Genomic DNA, 17,523 nt, shown 5'->3' on the forward strand with positions numbered 1-17,523 from the left:
AATGTGGATAACTCCACAAGAATACCTTTCAAAGTAATGTACTTTTGAGAGTTATCCATATTTCAACATCTTGAATGGATAATTTCAGGAGTCTGGTAGCCACAGCTCATATGAGGGCGTTCTTCATTATATAGCCTAACTACCAAATCCATTGTCATCTTGGCCTGATTCAAATTGTGAACGGAGTATTCGTTAAGGTACTCTTCTTTTAATATACCATTCACACGCTCAGCCAAAGCATTTTCATAGGGGTCTCCATTCTCTGTCATACTAATTTGAATCAGGCTATCCCGAAGCAACTGCGTGTATTGGCGACAGCAGTATTGCAGACCCCTGTCAGAGTGATGGATTAGGCTGATGGGCTTCGTCTGGATTGTACGTAGAGCCATTTTTAATGCTTGGACAGTTCCAGTAGCTTCCAGTGTCTTGGCTACATGATAGCCAATAATTTTTCGCGAATAGGCATCCGTAATCAAACTGATATAAACGTATCCACTATTAATTTTCCAATAAGTTATATCACTTACCCAAAGTTGGTTTACGCGATCTGGAATGCATTGCTTAATTAAATTAGGGTATTTATGGAAGTGGTGCTGGGAGTTTGTCGTAAATACCTTTCTCTTTTTCCGGACAACCAATAAGTTGTTGATTTCTAGCAACTTAAAAAATGCATCACGGCCCATTTTGATTTGGTGCTCGTGCAAAAAAGACTGTATCATTCGATAAATTTTTCTTCCTCCCATGCGAGGATGTCGGTCCCTAATTTTATATACCTGGCTCAATACAACTTTGAGCGTAGTCTGCTGAGAGTTTTGATGTTTGAAATGTTGATAATAAGCCTGAGAAGTTATACCAAGTAATCGACATAGCCGGATCAGGGCGATGTGTTTGTAACGCAACTTCATTTGATGGATTACTTGGTATCGGACTTTTTTTGGATGTCAATTTTGAGATCCTTCTCCGCTATCTGAATCATCCGTCTGTAAGCTTCTTCTTTTAGTCGGCTATCCTCCAGCTGCTTTTCCAGTTCTTTAATCCTGGCTGTTAGCGCCTGATCTGAGTCTTTTTTGCCCTTCTTCTTACTACCCATAGGTCGCAAATTTAAGGGTTTCCTTGGAACACGTTTTTTCTCGAGACCAAGCTGACGCATCCACCTCAATAACCGACCCTGATTTCTACTGCCCTTATCTATGAACTGACGCCAAAATTCATCTTTGCATCCACCTCTTGAATGATACAATTCGATTAGCCGCTTCTTTTCTTCGTCGCTTAAACGGGTCCACTTTCTCTTTTTAGTTCTCATTGCAGGTTTACTGGTTTAGTGTAAACCTATTTCAGGACAAGACATACAGCTAGCGCACCTGTGGCGCAATGAATGCAGCGGACTCATACCCCAGGCTAAAGCCTGGGGTTAATAAAGTGCATCTTCAAACTTGTGTTAATATAATCTACCGTCGCCGGATAACCCCAGGCTTTAGCCTGGGGTTAAGCGCCAAAGCTCGAAACGTGCCACAGGAACAATTGGATCTGACTTCACACGATCTGGCACGAAACGCACGCACTGCCATCGCGCTTCACACAGAGGACACGTCCTCATCTCTTTAGTGAAGAGCCGGATGCAGCGGGTTTAGTAGAACGCCAGACACTTCAAGCCAACGCCTTCCGCGCTTCCCGGTCGGGATCGTTCTTCACCGCGCAAGTATCATCCAGGATCATCGTCTCGCCGTTGGCTGCCGTGTAGGCCGGCCAGCGCGGCAACGATCCGCCATTGGGATTTCCGGTACGCATAAAGTTTACCAGCGCATCCGACATTTTGGTGGAAAGTTTGCGTGGCCGTGCGCCGCCGCCGGTATGGGTGAGCATGACGTCGGTGTTGTAGAACCAAAAACAAATGTCCGAACAATGGAAAGCGCGCATACGGTTGTCGAACAACGGTGGCTGCCAGCCAAACCAGGCAACATACACGCCAGCCGATTGTTTGGATTTTGCATCGGCGAGGGCGATGGCATTCTGGCGGTTGCTGGCAATCATGGACCATATTTCAATCGGACGCTTGTCCGGAAAGGCTTTGGTGTAAGCATCCACAATGCTTCCGGTCTTATCGCCAAAACGGTCTTTGAGTTTATCCTTCACCCCGTTGATATCTATTTTTTCAAGCGTGGAGTCTGTTCTGCTTGGCGATTGCTCGTTGAAGGTGGAACAGATGAGCATGGGAACATCTGCTGCTGTGGGAGCGGGCTCAAGGTTGTAGGGATGTTGGGGAAGATAGGTGCCGTCTACCACGGGAGCAAAGCCGCCACCCCCGCCGAACATGGGCAGTTTCATGTCTTCTCTGTACTTCGTGAATGCGCGGGATGCAAACTCCAGGTACTGTTTCCAGGGCATTTGCTGGAGCTTATCCATATCGTTGTACGTGAGACCTGCTTCCTTCAGGATGTAGGACGCCAGCTTTTCGGCATTGGCCTTTTCCACGGCCTTTAAAGAAGATCCGCTCAACGCCACGGCCTTGTGAAACAATCCTTTTGCGGCCGGCATGGCCGTGAGCACACACACCTTTGCTCCGCCACCCGATTGTCCCATGATGGTCACATTGCCGGGGTCGCCACCAAAGTTGGCGATGTTGTCGCGCACCCACTCCAGGGCAGCCACACAATCCAGCATGCCGACGTTTCCGGATGCACCGAACTTCTCGCCCGCCGCACCAAAGTGGGCATATCCGAAAGGCCCCAGCCGGTGGTTGATGGAAACAAACACGATGTCGTTCTTTCGCGCAAGGTTTTCGCCGTGGTATCCGTCTTGTTCAATAGCGTTCCCGTTGGCGTAGCCACCGCCATGCAGCCAAACCATCACGGGACGTTTCTTTCCGTCGTTGATGACCGGCGTCCATACGTTCAGCTTCAGACAGTCTTCGCTGACGTCGTCGTAGTTCCAGTGATCTACAAAAGAGGCATAGACATTCGCATATCTTTTCTCCATATTCTGGGGGGCTGTGTTGCCCCACCACACCGCAGGCAGCACGTCGGTCCACGGTTTGGGTTTCTGTGGCGGCATGAACCGGTTTGCCCCGGAAGTATCGGCCCCATATGGTATTCCCAGGAATGTGTTGATGCCGCGCAACATGAACCCTTTGACTTTACCGTAGGCGGTGTTGGCTACGGCAATATTGTCTCCGATGAACAATACCTGGCCGTCTTTGTCGGTATCGTTCTTGCCGGAAGAAGCGATGGCCTGCGGGGCGAAGCCGAGTGCTGCTGCGCTTAACCCGGCGTTCTGAATAAATTTTCTGCGATTGGTCTTCATGGCTTGAGTGGGTTTAGAGAAAGCATGTCATCAAAATCGGGGAGGTGTTCCGGCGCTCACGGCCAGGATGTCTTTGTCGGGCTGGTTGCGAACCGCGGGCGCGTTATCAAACAGCATCGTCGCGCCAACGGCTTCGGTATACTTCGGCCATGTGGGCAGACCTTTGTGATTCGGGTCGCCGGTCCGCGCGAAGTTTATCCAAGCCTGGCTCATTTTGTCGGCGAGCGCATACGCTTCTTTGCCGCCACCGGTCATTTCCTCGCAGCGCGCAATGTTGTTCATCACAAAGGGGATCTCCATACAATGAAAAGCTTTATAGTCGCCATTGAACACGGGCGACTGCCACGTGAACAAATACATGAATACTGGGGCCGAACCGTTGGCCGATTTGGCATTGGCTTCGGCGACCATGCCGGGGCGGAAGAAACCGTCGATATCCACCAGGTCACTGGCGCGGGTGTCGTTTGGATACGTTTTCTTTACGGCGGCGAGATACGCTTCCGTTTTGTCTCCCCATTGTTTTTGTAAATGCGCTTTGGCTTGTTCGGGAGTTGCCTTTCTGAGGTCCGGGTTGCGGATCGATGTGATGAATTCATTTTTTGTGGAGCCGATGATCAAGGGAATGTTCGCGGAAAGGGCAAGGGCCTTGGGATCGCTCATATGGTAAGGCAGAAAATCGCTGTCGAGTGTTGGGCCCCAGCCGAAGCGTAATCCAGCGCCAACGGGTTTGCCTTCGGCGGCGAGTTGTTCGCGCACTTTTTGGAGCGCTTTGTTTCCGGCCGCCACCAGTTTGTCGTACGGAACTTTCGCGATCGAGTCAACACGCGAAGGAATGATGCCCAGCTCGTTCAACACGGCGGCGCCGATCCGCTTCGAGATCACATTGTCCTGGAAGTCGGCCCACACGCCGCTTTCGACGATCGCTTTGTGAAACAGTCCTTTCGCTTTTGGTGAACTCATGAGGGTGGTAACTTTTCCACCGCCACCCGATTGTCCAAAGATCGTGACGTTGTTGGGGTCGCCGCCAAAATTTGAAATATTCTCTTTCACCCACTCCAGGGCGGCCACCAGGTCGAGAAAGCTTGCGTTGGAGGATCCTTTGTATTTGTCTCCGTATTCAGAGAGGTCGAGGAAGCCCAGGATGTTCAGCCGGTGATTGACCGACACGAGGATGACATCGCCCTTCCGGCTGATGGATTCGCCGTCGTAGGAGGGAAGCTCCTGCGATGATCCCGCCGTGTAGCCGCCGCCGTGGATCCAGAACATGACGGGCCGTTTCTTTCCGTCGTTGATCCCTGGCGTCCAAACATTTAAACGGAGGCAGTCCTCGTTGGTATATCCCCAATCGTGATGAAAAAGGAATTCGCTTTCGTCGTTGACCTGCGTGGTGGGATTTAGCAGCGGAGACACGGGGCCATAGGTCATCGAGCTTCGAACACCTTCCCAGGGTGTGGGCTTTTGTGGAGCCTGAAATCTTTTGGCTTGCGCATAGGGAATTCCTTTATAAGCATAGATGCCGTTGTGAATATACCCGCGCACTTTCCCCGAGTTGGTTTGTGCCACGGCAATATCTTGTCCGTTCTGAATGGGAAGCGTTGTGCTTTTTTGTCCGCTGGCATGCAAAGCTGCGAGGACGCTCCAGAGTACGATGGCGGTAATGATTCTTTTCATAGGCTGCATTCAATGTGTTTCGTGTACACAATAATATCTAAAATCAGCTTATTTCTTTCGCGGGGCGATCTGGTTTTCCACAGGCGGCAAGACGCTTCCCCGGGAGAACGATGCCTGCGCGCTTTTGGCAATATGATCCGCTGCGTTGTCAAAAGAACGCCGGTCAATACATCAAATCCCCTTTCCATGCTATGTGTTCGGTAACTTGGAGCATCTGTCGAAGATTTTCAAAGATCCATCTAAGGTTTCATCCTGTTTATTTCAGTGCTGCAGGGCTACATACCCGGAGGCATGGTCTTCCGATAGAACTTTCGCATCGCGCGAGGCGCGGTAAACCGGTAGCCGAGATCAAAGCCAATGTAGCGATTAACGGTAGACAGTGTGATGAATTGAAGCGCGGCGCGGTTCCAGTCGTATTCGAAGCGAACACCACCATACATGCGCCGGGATTGATAACCGATACTGGCCCGGCCTTCCGGCCGGAAGACAAACGCTTGACGGGCGCTTACCTTTTGCTGTGGGTTCTCCAGGAATTTGTAGAGGTAGAGATTGACCGAAGGGAAAAATACGAATGAAACAAAAAAGCGTCGGCGAAGAACGAGATTGCCGCCCACGCCAGGTCCTGCTTCCACCCTCACGCTTCGCAGCGTGGCGATGTTGGCAAAGGCGGGATCATAGTAAGGCTGTTGGGTGCGCGTGATGAGCGCAGAGTCGCCCGACAACTGGTGGTAGAAGGCGCCGGCCTTGAGCAACAACCCGATCCGGCTCCGGACCTGGCGCTGGGAGAACGTGATGGGCGCGGCGTAGGAATACTGTTTCCAATTGAAATTATAAATTCCTTCGAACTGGAATTCCTTGCTCAACACGTCGGGCCGGAGACGATACGAACCGTCGGTGCCGCGGTTGATTGCGCCGATGTCGGTGAAGCCTTTGATGCGGATGTATTTGAATTGGAACGAGTATGCGCTCCCCAGGAATTTCAACGTGGCCGTGCGATAAGCGCTGGGCGTGTACGCGTCATTTTTTTGAAGGCCCGACTTGAGCAGGAAAGCAAAGCCTGCGGCCACGTAGCGATAGCTCGCCGAAAACCCCAGGATGTCGCCCATGCTCGTGCGGAAGTTCGACGACGCAGACGCCTCCGATGCACGCGGGCTTAGGTTGAGCCGCACGCCGGGAGAAAGCACATGCACACCCACCGACAACGCGTTGGGATAGGTTTTTATGTAGGCCGTGTCGAGCGGTGCGCGCTTGATGCGCAGGTGCGGGAAGAACTTCCGGTAGAATTTGTCGGGATGCAACAACACATTTTCCTGTGCGGCTGCGACGGTCGGGACCACAAGGAGCAGAGCAAACAATACCTGGCGGCCGCGGGAAGATTTCATAGGGGAGATGCGTGTACGGAAATAACATGAAAAGAGCGCCATTGTTAGACGGACGGAAGGAAAGTTGGACGGACGGTCAACCCTTCGCGACGCGATTTACAGGCAAAATGCATCTGTCGAAATTTTCCAACGATCCGTCTAATGTTCAATCCTGGCGTGTTCAGGGTAATTTTATCCTGTCGATATTGCCGGCGGAAAGCTTTTTCAATTTAAGCTTACCGGTTGAACAGTCATCAAAAGCATGGGGAGTTTGCTGATGGAAAAGAATAACGAGTTGATTGAAACCGAACATCCGCGTAAAAGCAAAGGTGTAAAAATCGAAAGAGAGGCCTATGCTGTTGCGGCAGATCTAATACTGAAGCAGATCAGGCAAGAAGAAGACGCCACCCTGGCAACGCTCATTGCCGAGGCCGAAAAAACGATCACGACCTATCCCAATGTGGCGTGGCTGGTGTTTCATGTGAAGCTTGACCTCGAAGCCAAAGGATTTATCCGGCTGATGCCTTCACGGCTAAAGAAAAATGTATTTGTATTACGGTTAACATCGAAGGCCCGGCAAAAAGGGAAATCTTTCGACTACTATCAATAACCCAACCTCCCAAAAATGTAATTCAGTTTTGCGCTTTTACCGTGCGCTTGCTATCTTCCTAAAATAGCACCGAAGGCATGAAAGCGTGGCTCCTTTCCAAGATCACAAACCTCGCCGGCGAAACGGCCCCGCTCCACTGGAGCGACGTGCCGGTGCCTCACCCTGCGGAGCGGGAGGTGGTCATCAAAGTTTCATGTTGTGGCGTTTGTCATACCGAGCTCGATGAAATAGAAGGCCGCACACCGCCGCCGGCCTTTCCGGTCATACCGGGCCACCAGGTCATTGGCGTGGTGCATGAAACCGGAGCGCGTGCCAACCGTTTTCGCAAAGGCGACCGGGTGGGCGTGGCCTGGATCTATTCGGCGTGTGGGCAGTGTGAATATTGTTTGGCGGGAACGGAAAATCTCTGTCCCGATTTCAGGGCCACCGGGAGAGATCATCATGGCGGCTACGCAGAATATTTAGCGATCGACGAAAAATTTGCTTATTCCATACCGGCTGTGTTCTCCGATGCAGAGGCTGCGCCGCTTTTGTGTGCCGGCGCGATCGGCTACCGCTCACTGAAACTTGCCGGGCTTTCCGATGGCGATACCCTCGGGCTTACGGGATTTGGCGCGTCGGGTCACCTGGTGCTAAAACTCGCGCGACACTTGTATCCGAAGAGTGCCATCGATGTCTTTGCCCGGAGCGCTGAAGAGCAGGAATTTGCGAGAGGGCTTGGTGCCCGTTGGGCGGGTGCTGCGGGCGACACGCCGCCATACCAGGCCAACGCCATCATCGACACCACGCCGGTTTGGGCGACGATCACGCAAGCCTTGTTGCAATTAAAGCCGGGAGGGCGGTTGGTCATCAATGCTATTCGCAAGGAGTCTGGGGATCAAGATGCATTGCTCGCACTCCGGTATCAGGATCATTTGTGGATGGAGAAAGAAATAAAATCGGTGGCGAACATCACGCGTGCCGATGTGGAGGAGTTCTTGGCGATTGCTGCGTCTATTCCGATAAGACCTGAAATAGAAATTTATCCGTTTGAAAAAGCAAACGAAGCGTTAACCGATTTGAAGCATAAGCATGTTCGGGGGGCGAAGGTGTTGGTGCTGTAGGTTTAGTGAGTGTAAATGCATTTCACCGCCTCACCATTGCTAAAGCGCCCGTCTTCGCTAAAGCTACGACGGGCAAGCAGGCAAAGTTGACGCAGAGGAAATACAGATGTTGTAAGGGAGTGCTTGAGGTGTACAGTTTATTTGTATTGGTATAGTTTTAACTTTTGGATTCCAAAATTGCCCACCTCGAATCGCAGGTGTCTGCCCTGGTGACTTTGGTCGCCGTTCATAACTCGTGCGGGTGTCCACCGCTCATGGTCGAACGTTCCTTCTTCGATGGTTAGAATGCCGGCTTCGCCTTGATCGGGGTGAGTAGATGAAAAACTAATGACGACGCCTGTTCCGGCAACGATGAATTCGCCGGGAGCCGTTTCGATCACCAGGCAGCCGGTTTGAGGCCATGCATCTTCTTTTGCTTTGGGCGACCATCCCAGTGTGTAGTCATGTTTGATGGTGAAAGTGTAAGCGCCAAAGACGAGGGTGTCGGCTGCGGAATTCTTGTCGAGCAATGCACCATCCATTGTATTCTTGCCGGCTTGAGCACTGATCAATGAAGTAAGCTGCGACAATACGCGATAGCTTTTTCCCAAGGGCTCGTCCTGGGGTGCAGTGGTTGACTCGATCGAGAAAGGGGAGAAGCCGAGGGCGTGATAATGGCCGATAGCATAAAACGCTTTTGCGGCCACGGAAGGCTCGAAGCGTATTTCAGGAATAAACAAAGGATTGTCTTCTCTTGTATAACGATCATTCCACAATTTAAAATCGGGATTGTAAAAATCCGGCGAGAGAAAGTCGATGGCGGGGGCGCCGGCTTTCCAAATGTCGATGATGTGTGGCAGAGGGCCACCGCTGGGGTAGTCGCCCGGGAGTGCATTCGGCCTGTTCAACGCGGCGTTGACAAACATGGGCAATGGGTAAATTTTCTTGCCGGCTTCCGTAACCTGATTCGTGAAAACGGCAAAATGCCAGGCGATAAACATTTCATCGGTGGCCAATCTTTTTCCAAAGAGCTGCTCCCAGGTTCCCTGCGTTTTAAGCCCTTCTTTTTCCCATGCACCCAGGACACTTTTAGACAAGGTGTTCTTGTGTTGCTTTAAATATCGAACGAGTTGCTGCGGCACGGGCTGTTGAAAAGCCTTTGTCGCTTCCGGATGATAGTCGCGGGCGCTGGGGAGCATACCGATTTCGTTCTCCACCTGGATCATGATCACGGTCTGATACGCTTCATCTTTTGCTTTGATATGTTTGAGCAACGCACTGAAAGCGTTTATATCCGCCTGAAGATTGTTGTTGCTGAAGGGTGTGAGTATTTCCTGGGGCTTGCCATTTTTGTCGCGGGCGCGTGGGAACGTCTGGTAATCTTTTTTCACCCACGCAGGCACATAACAGGACATGCTGTTTTTCCAACTTCCAAACCACAGCAAGATCAGTTTCAGGTCATGTTCCCGGGCGCTGTCGATGAGGCTGTCGAGTAGGGTGAAGGTGTAGTGGCCTTTCTCCGGTTCGATCAACTCCCAGTACACCGGCGTCAGCACCGTGTTGCAATTCATGTCTTTCAACTTTTTCCAGACGGGCCGCATATAACCCAAATCCGAGGCGCTCGAATTTCCGAGCTCACCTCCCAACACCAGGAAGGGTTTGTCTTCGACGATCAGTTGTGTGGCCTTGCCTTGCTTTCGGAGCGATGGTATCGAATTGAATTTCTTTTGCGCCACGGCCGGGCTGGCTGCCATGATAAACGCGAGGAAGATGAAGGGTTGAAGTCTCATAGGTTAAGGGATGCGGAATGGCCCGTTCTCAATAACGGTTTGACGCGCTATGGGTTAAGAGGCTAATGTAATAAATGTCCGCGGGAAAATGCTATCGGTTTCGCTCCATTCTCAACGCCAACGGCGAATCCTGGATATGGAAATAATAATAACCGTTTGTGCTCCTCACGTTGATGATCATCAGGTCGTCGTCGAGCGATCCCACAAAGACCATCCGTTCTTTGGCTTTGATGTGCCACATTTTGTTGTTCATGGATTCGAGCTCTTTGAACTCGGTTGGTGCGCTGGCGGGCAGACGAACCAGGAAGAGACCGTTGGGCTGAAAAATAAATTGGGAGCCAATGAGACCCCGTTTTGTTTTTTCAACCGTTGTCATTTCTTCCGGCGTTTGTTCGATCGGCTCCGTGAAAGCGACCTCCCGGCAGGTCCAGGTGCCGATGATTTGTTCGCGGTTAAACGTTTGCCCGCTCGCCAGCGAACGGCAAGCCAGGCACAACAGGAGGATCAGAATTCTTTTCATGCGGCGAGGGACCTTTGAGCGGCATAGGTGAGGATAACGAATGAATTTGTCAAAAATTATTCGATGAACTGCCGTGGCAGGAAAGGGTTGCTCAGCGTGCTCCGGAACGTGCACGTCAAATCGCCGCCAGGCATTGAGCATACGGACGTAACGCCGTGTTCAAATCAGTGCCTCTGTAATGCCCCTCCAAGATCGACCATGGTCGCATGTATAGGTAATCCCGGGTTAGGGATTACAATTATACCGAATGGCCGCTTCCAGGATTTGTTTTGCAATCTCGAGCTCCTTTTTTGTTCTCGGTGAATAGATCATGATGTAGCCCGGTGCAAGCTCGCGACCGGGGGCAAAGACCTGGCCGGCCAGTCCGTGTAGTTCACCCCATCCGCTTTCGATGACCACTTTGGCGTCGGAGGGACTTAGGATCATGTGCATGGATCCGTCGGACGGATGAACGTGGGCAATCTCGGCGTGGGTGATAGGCATCAGCGTGTGATTGCCCGTGAGACTATCTTTAACAAACAAGGCATCGTTATGTTTTTCGAAGAAGCTGCGCTTATAGGTCAGCCGCTCCGGTTGATGGATGGCAGCGCTTTCTATCCATTTGCGCTCCTCGTTTCTGGTCACGGTGTCATTGTGCTGATCGGTCTGCCGATGAGGGATGGCAAACGGCGCAATGGTCGGTCTCGGGCCTTTTCGCTTGGGGAGTCGTTTCAATGTGCTGACATCGCCGGCCTTTCCAATATGCCTTTCCAAATTTGCGACGTCGAATGGGTTCTTCATGTTTTTGCCAAGTCTTTTAACGGTTTGATATCCGTCAAATGTATGCGGAAGACCTCCTACGCCAAGCGCTACCCAGGCCTGATAATCTTTGTAGGCGTCGTCGCCCAAATAGTATTGAATGGGCGAAACCAAAGTTTGCTTTTGCGATCCGAGGTTCTCAATTCCCAACTCGACGACATCGCCCGGTTTGAGATACAATGGCGGCTTTTGACCCAAACCCACTCCGGACGGCGTCCCGGTAGCGATGACATCTCCCGGCAGCAAGGTCATAAACTTGCTCACTTCACTCAGTAACCGCTCGACGTTGAAGATCATGTCGGCGGTGTTGGCCTGTTGCATTTTCTTGCCATTAACCGATAGCCAAAGCGAAAGATGATTCGGATCACCGGACTGTGCCGGCGTAACCAGATAGGGCCCGAGAGGAGCAAACGTATCGGCGCTTTTCCCCTTGTCCCACTGACCACCGGGACGCTCAAGCTGCCACTCCCTTTCGCTATAATCGTTGATGATGGTGAAGCCCGCGATGTAGCGCATCGCACTGTCTGCCGGAACATAAGAAGCTCTCTTCCCCACAACAATGGCCAGCTCAACCTCATAGTCCATCTTCACCGAATTTCGCGGTATGATCACATTGTCGTATGGCCCCGTCATGGCCGTCGACGCCTTCATGAAAATGACCGGCTCGGCCGGAGCCGTTCCGCCGCCTTCGCGAACGTGTTCACGATAATTGAGACCAATCGCCACGATTTTAGAAGGACGCGCGACGCAAGAAGCGATCCGCGATCGGTCGGGCACTTTAGCGCACTGTGATCGATTGGCATTGAACCACTTTTCCAGGCGGGCTATCCCATTCGTAGCAAAAAAATTCTCCGTATAGTCTTCCCCAAATGCCGACACATCAAAATGAATCCCATCGGCCGTTACTATCCCCGGTTTCTCGCTACCGACATCTCCGAATCTGAAAAGCTTGATGGTTGCCATTTGCTGTGCCGTTAACGGGAGACACGACAAGGCTATCGCAAAAGCGAAAAGCAAACTCGTTTTATGATGAAGGGACATAGGGCGTGTTTTTTTACTAATGTCGCTGTTGGGAGCCTTAACAACTAGTACTCGCACCATCATTTTCTTGGCTTCACCCATACGCTCCTGGCACTGTAGATTGGTATGGGTTATTCAGACTGGGAGGCTTTGCATCGGGCCTAGGACGAGTACCGAGAGTTCTTAAGATCATCGAATACCCGGCAGATACCTGGGATATGTCCGGGACATCTCGGAGATGTGTCTGAGATGTCTTTTTGAATAGCCGGTTGCGACAATAAGCTAATCTTCACATGTAATGCATTAAAATGCCGGAAAGATCTCTTGTCATACGAGGATTATTGTTTTCCGGTGTGTTTCAATACATGCCAATGCCTCGCCAATTGTACCTATGATCGATTCGTTGTCCGTTGGATTTTGTACAAACGATCGGTCATCATACATCCTTATGTCAGGGAGGTTTTTCAGTGTTTTATAATCCCTTGCTTTGTCTTCCTTTGCCGCAGAGCTTATGGGGTGTCTGCCCTGAACATGGCGACTTAAAATGGATGGTATGGCAAGACAAAGTGGGATCATAAAACTGAAAGGGGGCGTCGGTGACCTTTCTTTCTACAAATCAGTCGATGGATTTGTAGTGCGACGGAAGGGTGGGCCGGACGGTTACCGGATAAAAAATGCGCCTCAATTTGCACGGACGCGTGAGAACAACTCCGAGTTCGCGAGGGCATCGCGCGCAGGGAAGTTGTTGCGGTCGGCGTTCCAGGCCTTGTTGAGAAACAGCGCCGACGGACGTATGACGAGCCGGCTTACGCAGTTGATGCTGAAGGCGATCAAGGACGATCGTGTTGGTGAGCGTGGGCAGCGCGGCCTCACGGATGAGACGACCATGCTCGTGAAAGGTTTTGAGTTCAATATAAACGCGCCGGTAGATCGAATATTCCGGATGCCATTCATTTCAGGTATTGACAGGGTTGCAGGAAAATTGACGGTGACCTTTCCGCAGTTTGTTCCGGCGGAGGCGCTTGTGCTACCGGGTGCTTCGCATTGCCGGCTCGTGGTGGGCGGGGCGGAGATCGATTTTTGCGAGATGCGGTTCGTGGCCGGTGTTTCAAAAAGCGTGGATGTGGATTTGGCGGCGCCGAAACAGGGCCCCTTTGTCCTGAATGTTGACGTCACAGCGGGAAGTTTGCTTCCGATGTTTTTAGTTTTTGGGGTGACGTTTTTGCAGGAGGTGAATGGCCAACTGTATCCTTTGCAGAACGGAGGCAGCAGTGGGCTGAGGGTGATAAACGTAGATGCTGTTGTAGGCTGAGGCGTGAAGGAAGTGTGTAGGCTTAGAGAGCAAGCCACTACTCAAAAATCCCACTCCAATAGTAAATATCAACCTGAGGATTTGATTCTTTTATCTCCTTAATGAATTACTTCAGCACTTTCTTTGGAATTGGATTTTTAGCCAGGTCCACCGGATTTGTTTTAGTGGTGTTTTGGAGACGCTGATAAAATATTTTTCAGACATGAAACAGACTTAAAGAAAATTTCATACGTTTGATATGCACGCACGTTAGCAGGAAGATTTTGTGTGAAAGATTAGCGCTGCATTGAATTTTGTTAGGTTTTATCGGAGTGAAGCTCAGTAGCTTTCACTGCCACTTTGTAAGTATAACTTCAAAAAAAGAACATAGGAGCCCTCTAGTCGTCGAACAACAGTTTACTATTTAACTTATGAAACACATTGCATATGGTGCGATAGCCATGCTATTGGCTATGGTGTGCCCGGCCTTTGCCCAATCCCAGCAGGAGATTGTAAATCGCTTAATACCGCATCCGTTCCCGCCGTCTCCCAACGTGGCGGCTCTGGGCAAGTTTGGCGACTACCGTGCAAGTAATTACAATGGGTTGCCCGATATATCGATTCCCCTTTATGAAATAAAAAACGGTTCGCTTTCCCTACCGATTACGTTGAGTTATCACGCATCCGGCATTAAGCCTACGGATGTTGCTAGTTGGGTGGGAACAGGGTGGGGAATTTCTGCAGGCGGCCAGATCTCAGCCAGTGTCCAGGGCAAAACTGATAGTGAACATTACACTACACACCCGCTCAATCCAAATCCCACAGTATGTCAGAATTTCTACTATCTGAACCGTGCAAATAAAGGTGTGATCGACACGGAAGCGGACATTTACATGTATTCTTATCCGGGCGGGCGAATGGGCAAGGTTATGTTTCTAAATACTGGCACTTGGGTAAGCGAAAGCGCCACTTCCCCCAACACACTGGAGCCCTACTTAGTACCTTATGCACCAATCTCCCTGAAAATGGTGAATGCCTATAAATTTGAAATCACCGACGAAAACGGTGTTCTCTATCGATACGGGATAGACGAAAATGGCAATAATGTCACCGAGGGCACAACCACCTATGTTGGTGGTCAGCAATTTCAAGCAACCACAGCCTTTCACATGACCGAGATGATCGCTCCGAATTCAAAAGACAAAATCTCGTTTGCTTATCAACCTGTTGGCACTTCTCATAGCCACGACATTTCATACACGTATGTGGTAACGGACCTTTGCAACTCTAAGGACGTGGCAGTGAATAGAATACCATGTCCGATTGATAACCCTATTCCACAATTGACGAACATCGATAGTGATGTCAATCAATTAGGGGTCTCTACCATCACCTTTAAGACTGGTATGGTGAAGTTTTATCTGGGAGAGACCCGTAAAGACGTAAGCAATGGCTTGAACACAGTGCAAAGCCCACTGAAATCCCTGGATCATATTGATGTCTTCAACTTAGTCGACGGAAGCTATGTATTACTAAAAACCATCCGGTTTGAATATAATTATTTTACAGACGCTGCTGGTGCCAAGGCTGCGTTGAAATTGGATGCGGTTTATATTCAGGACAGTGGTGGCAAGGTAATTCAACGGTACAAGTTTGGATATAAAACAACAACCTTCTCATGGACCGCGGGGGCCACGGCATCGTTGAACGCACGAGATTTGTGGGGATATTACAACGGCGCAACCCAGAATACAGACCTTGTCATGCCACGCCAGCTTATCGTACAGCGGGTTTTTAGCGGCGGGACGCCGGAAACTGTAAACATTGGCCATGCAGTCAACAGGACTTCAAACGAATTGCTCAAGCAGGAAGGCGTATTGAACCGAATCGATTTTCCGACGGGCGGTTATACGACTTTTGAATATGAGTCCAATAAATACGCAGAAGCGGGAACGCCTGTTTTAGCCGGTGGATTGCGGATAAAAAAGATCACAAGCTCTGACGGTGCTTCGGCATTCCCGATCGTCAAAACCTATCGTTATGGCATTGCTGAAGACGGCATTGGTTACGCCAACTTCAATCCGGTTCGATTCAATTACAATGCCGAACAACAATACTTGCAATGGGGCTATGCCCTTGAGCCTGGCATTCAATACAGGATTCAAACCTTTCAGTCGGGAACGGCATATGCGGCCGATCCATTTGATTCGTCACCGGTTGGATATGATTATGTAACGGAGTATACCGAAAATAATAGCGCGCAGCGGTTGGGGTACACACGCTATCACTATGAAAATGTCCAAAACTATGTAGACCAGGTTGTGATGATGTCATCGAAGTCGTACAACAACAGTGTTGGCTGGCAGCGTGGACAATTATCGGGTAAAGTTGTCGCTGACAGCCTGGGCAAAGTTGTGTCGTCAATGACAACCGACTATGCTCTTTTTCATACGACCACGGACCGATATGTTAGCTTGGCGGTTCACGATTACATACCGCCGCTGGATTTGATCAGCAGGGACCCTGCCCTCCAATTCGCTTATTGCTACAACGAGGTTGGAGAGGCAGTCAGCCCGGATAAGTTCAAATTTGCCAAGTTCACCCAGAGCAGTGGTGCCAAATTGCCGATCACGCAAACGGAATATGTGTACGATAAAAATGATGCAACGAAATTTGTCAAAACCATAACAAACCTCACTTACGACCCCAATAATCTGCAGGTGACCAAAAGCGTGGCCACACATAGCAACGGCTATGAGCAACGGGTGACCGAGAACATCTACCCATTCCAGATGGCTGCTGTCAACGAATCGGCAACCTCAGGCAATGCCAAAGGCGTGAGCATGATGAAACGCAAGCATATGATTAGTCAGCCCTTAGAGACGATCACCTACTTGCAGAAATCGGACAATAGCAACCAGCGGATCGTTTCGGCACAGGCAACCACCTTCCGTCAGAACGATTCGGATACCAGCTTTGTGGTGGCGGATAAAATTTATGTGTGGGAGTCGGAAGTGGACGTGCCCAGAACAAGCTACCAACCGGTTACGATAAATGCCGCCAAAAATGGCGTGACATTGGATCCGAATCAAAAACTTCGCGCCAGCTTTCTCAGCTATGACAATAACGGCAACGTTCAGTTTGTGCAGAAGGCCAACGATATGCCGGTCTCTTACCTGTATGGTTATAATAAATCGCTGCCCGTTGCTCAAGTGCTGAACGCTCAAAACACGTACTATACAACGGTGCAGTCCAATGTTCAAACCAGGACGAGCCTGGCGATAAGCCCGAATAGTAACAATTCGAACACCGTTACTCAAAGCTATGACATAAATGTGGCCTACGCCGGGACGGTCTACCTGAAGCTCAGCGTCAACGGCGCCGCCGTCGGCTATACAACCCGCATGAGTTATAACGGGATCACAGGCGACAACGACATCGTTCTTGCCAAGAACGGTTGCAGCCTTACCGTGGTGACCATGAACAATGTGGCCCCGGGTCATTACACGGTCACCGTGACCCTGACGGCATCGCCGGATGGCACCGGTGCTGGCGTTGCCCCTCCGAATGTAGGGGCTTGCGGCGTGATCGATTATCCTACTTATACGACGGTGACCACGCCACATGGTGTGGCCGAATTTGTTTACGAATCTTTTGAGGAGACAAGTGCCGCCAACATCGTGAACAACGTGGCTGTAGCTCACAGTGGCAACAAATACCTGAACACCGACTATACTGCCAACTGGACAAAGCCCAATGCGCGTGATTACTGGATCGACTATTGGTACCTGGACACAGACAGCAAGTGGAAGTATCTTCAAAAGACCTACACGGGAAGCTCTTCCTCCAGCATGTTCCTCACAGAAGGCAGCGCTATCGACGACGTGCGCATCTATCCAAAAGATGCCCAGATGACGACGTATACTTACATCCCCAACACGGGCACCACTTCGGTGATGGACCCTAACGGAAAAATGCTCTTCTATGAATATGATACGTTCGGCCGCCTCAAGCTAACGCGCGATACCAACCTCAACATCCTGAAGACCTACGACTACTATTACAAGATACAGCCGTGAT

At 50.6% G+C, this 17,523-nt stretch carries 12 protein-coding genes; 4 read left to right on the forward strand and 8 right to left on the reverse strand.

The window, feature by feature from the left end; genetic code table 11:
* Positions 1-62: 62 nt before the first annotated feature.
* From D4L85_RS24010 to D4L85_RS24030, 5 genes are all read right to left on the reverse strand, one after another.
* Positions 63-905, reverse strand: a complete 843-nt coding sequence (locus tag D4L85_RS24010; protein WP_119754285.1) for an IS3 family transposase — start codon at positions 903-905, stop codon at positions 63-65.
* Between the two features lie 8 nt (positions 906-913).
* A complete protein-coding gene (locus tag D4L85_RS24015) occupies positions 914-1,303 on the reverse strand; it encodes a hypothetical protein (RefSeq protein WP_119754284.1) in 390 nt (129 codons plus the stop codon).
* Between the two features lie 344 nt (positions 1,304-1,647).
* Complete coding sequence (locus D4L85_RS24020) at positions 1,648-3,300, reverse strand: carboxylesterase/lipase family protein (protein ID WP_119756700.1); 1,653 nt, start codon at positions 3,298-3,300, stop codon at positions 1,648-1,650.
* Between the two features lie 30 nt (positions 3,301-3,330).
* Positions 3,331-4,971: a carboxylesterase/lipase family protein gene (locus D4L85_RS24025; RefSeq protein WP_119758917.1), complete on the reverse strand. Its 1,641-nt coding sequence runs from the start codon at positions 4,969-4,971 to the stop codon at positions 3,331-3,333.
* A 275-nt stretch (positions 4,972-5,246) separates the two neighbouring features.
* On the reverse strand, positions 5,247-6,353 hold the full coding sequence (locus D4L85_RS24030; protein WP_160143961.1) for a DUF4421 family protein: 1,107 nt from the start codon (positions 6,351-6,353) through the stop codon (positions 5,247-5,249).
* 256 nt (positions 6,354-6,609) lie between these two features.
* Between D4L85_RS24030 and D4L85_RS24035 the strand changes: the two genes are divergently transcribed.
* Entirely contained in the window at positions 6,610-6,942 is a 333-nt protein-coding gene (locus D4L85_RS24035; RefSeq protein ID WP_160143962.1) for a DUF6958 family protein, read from the forward strand.
* Between the two features lie 77 nt (positions 6,943-7,019).
* Positions 7,020-8,045: a zinc-dependent alcohol dehydrogenase family protein gene (locus D4L85_RS24040; protein WP_119756703.1), complete on the forward strand. Its 1,026-nt coding sequence runs from the start codon at positions 7,020-7,022 to the stop codon at positions 8,043-8,045.
* A gap of 137 nt (positions 8,046-8,182) precedes the next feature.
* Here D4L85_RS24040 and D4L85_RS24045 read toward each other — a convergent pair whose 3' ends face one another.
* The 3 genes from D4L85_RS24045 to D4L85_RS35075 form a co-directional block, all read right to left on the reverse strand.
* Complete coding sequence (locus D4L85_RS24045) at positions 8,183-9,814, reverse strand: GH35 family beta-galactosidase (RefSeq protein ID WP_228450605.1); 1,632 nt, start codon at positions 9,812-9,814, stop codon at positions 8,183-8,185.
* Positions 9,815-9,905: 91 nt separating this feature from the next.
* Entirely contained in the window at positions 9,906-10,334 is a 429-nt protein-coding gene (locus D4L85_RS24050; protein WP_119756704.1) for a hypothetical protein, read from the reverse strand.
* Positions 10,335-10,559: 225 nt separating this feature from the next.
* Complete coding sequence (locus D4L85_RS35075) at positions 10,560-12,095, reverse strand: fumarylacetoacetate hydrolase family protein (RefSeq protein WP_335621949.1); 1,536 nt, start codon at positions 12,093-12,095, stop codon at positions 10,560-10,562.
* A 610-nt stretch (positions 12,096-12,705) separates the two neighbouring features.
* Here D4L85_RS35075 and D4L85_RS24060 point away from each other — a divergent pair.
* On the forward strand, positions 12,706-13,464 hold the full coding sequence (locus D4L85_RS24060; RefSeq protein ID WP_160143963.1) for a hypothetical protein: 759 nt from the start codon (positions 12,706-12,708) through the stop codon (positions 13,462-13,464).
* A gap of 410 nt (positions 13,465-13,874) precedes the next feature.
* Entirely contained in the window at positions 13,875-17,522 is a 3,648-nt protein-coding gene (locus D4L85_RS24065; RefSeq protein ID WP_119756706.1) for an RHS repeat domain-containing protein, read from the forward strand.
* Position 17,523: the final 1 nt, after the last annotated feature.

Origin of the sequence: Chryseolinea soli (genome assembly GCF_003589925.1) — a bacterium.
Lineage (GTDB): Bacteria > Bacteroidota > Bacteroidia > Cytophagales > Cyclobacteriaceae > Chryseolinea > Chryseolinea soli.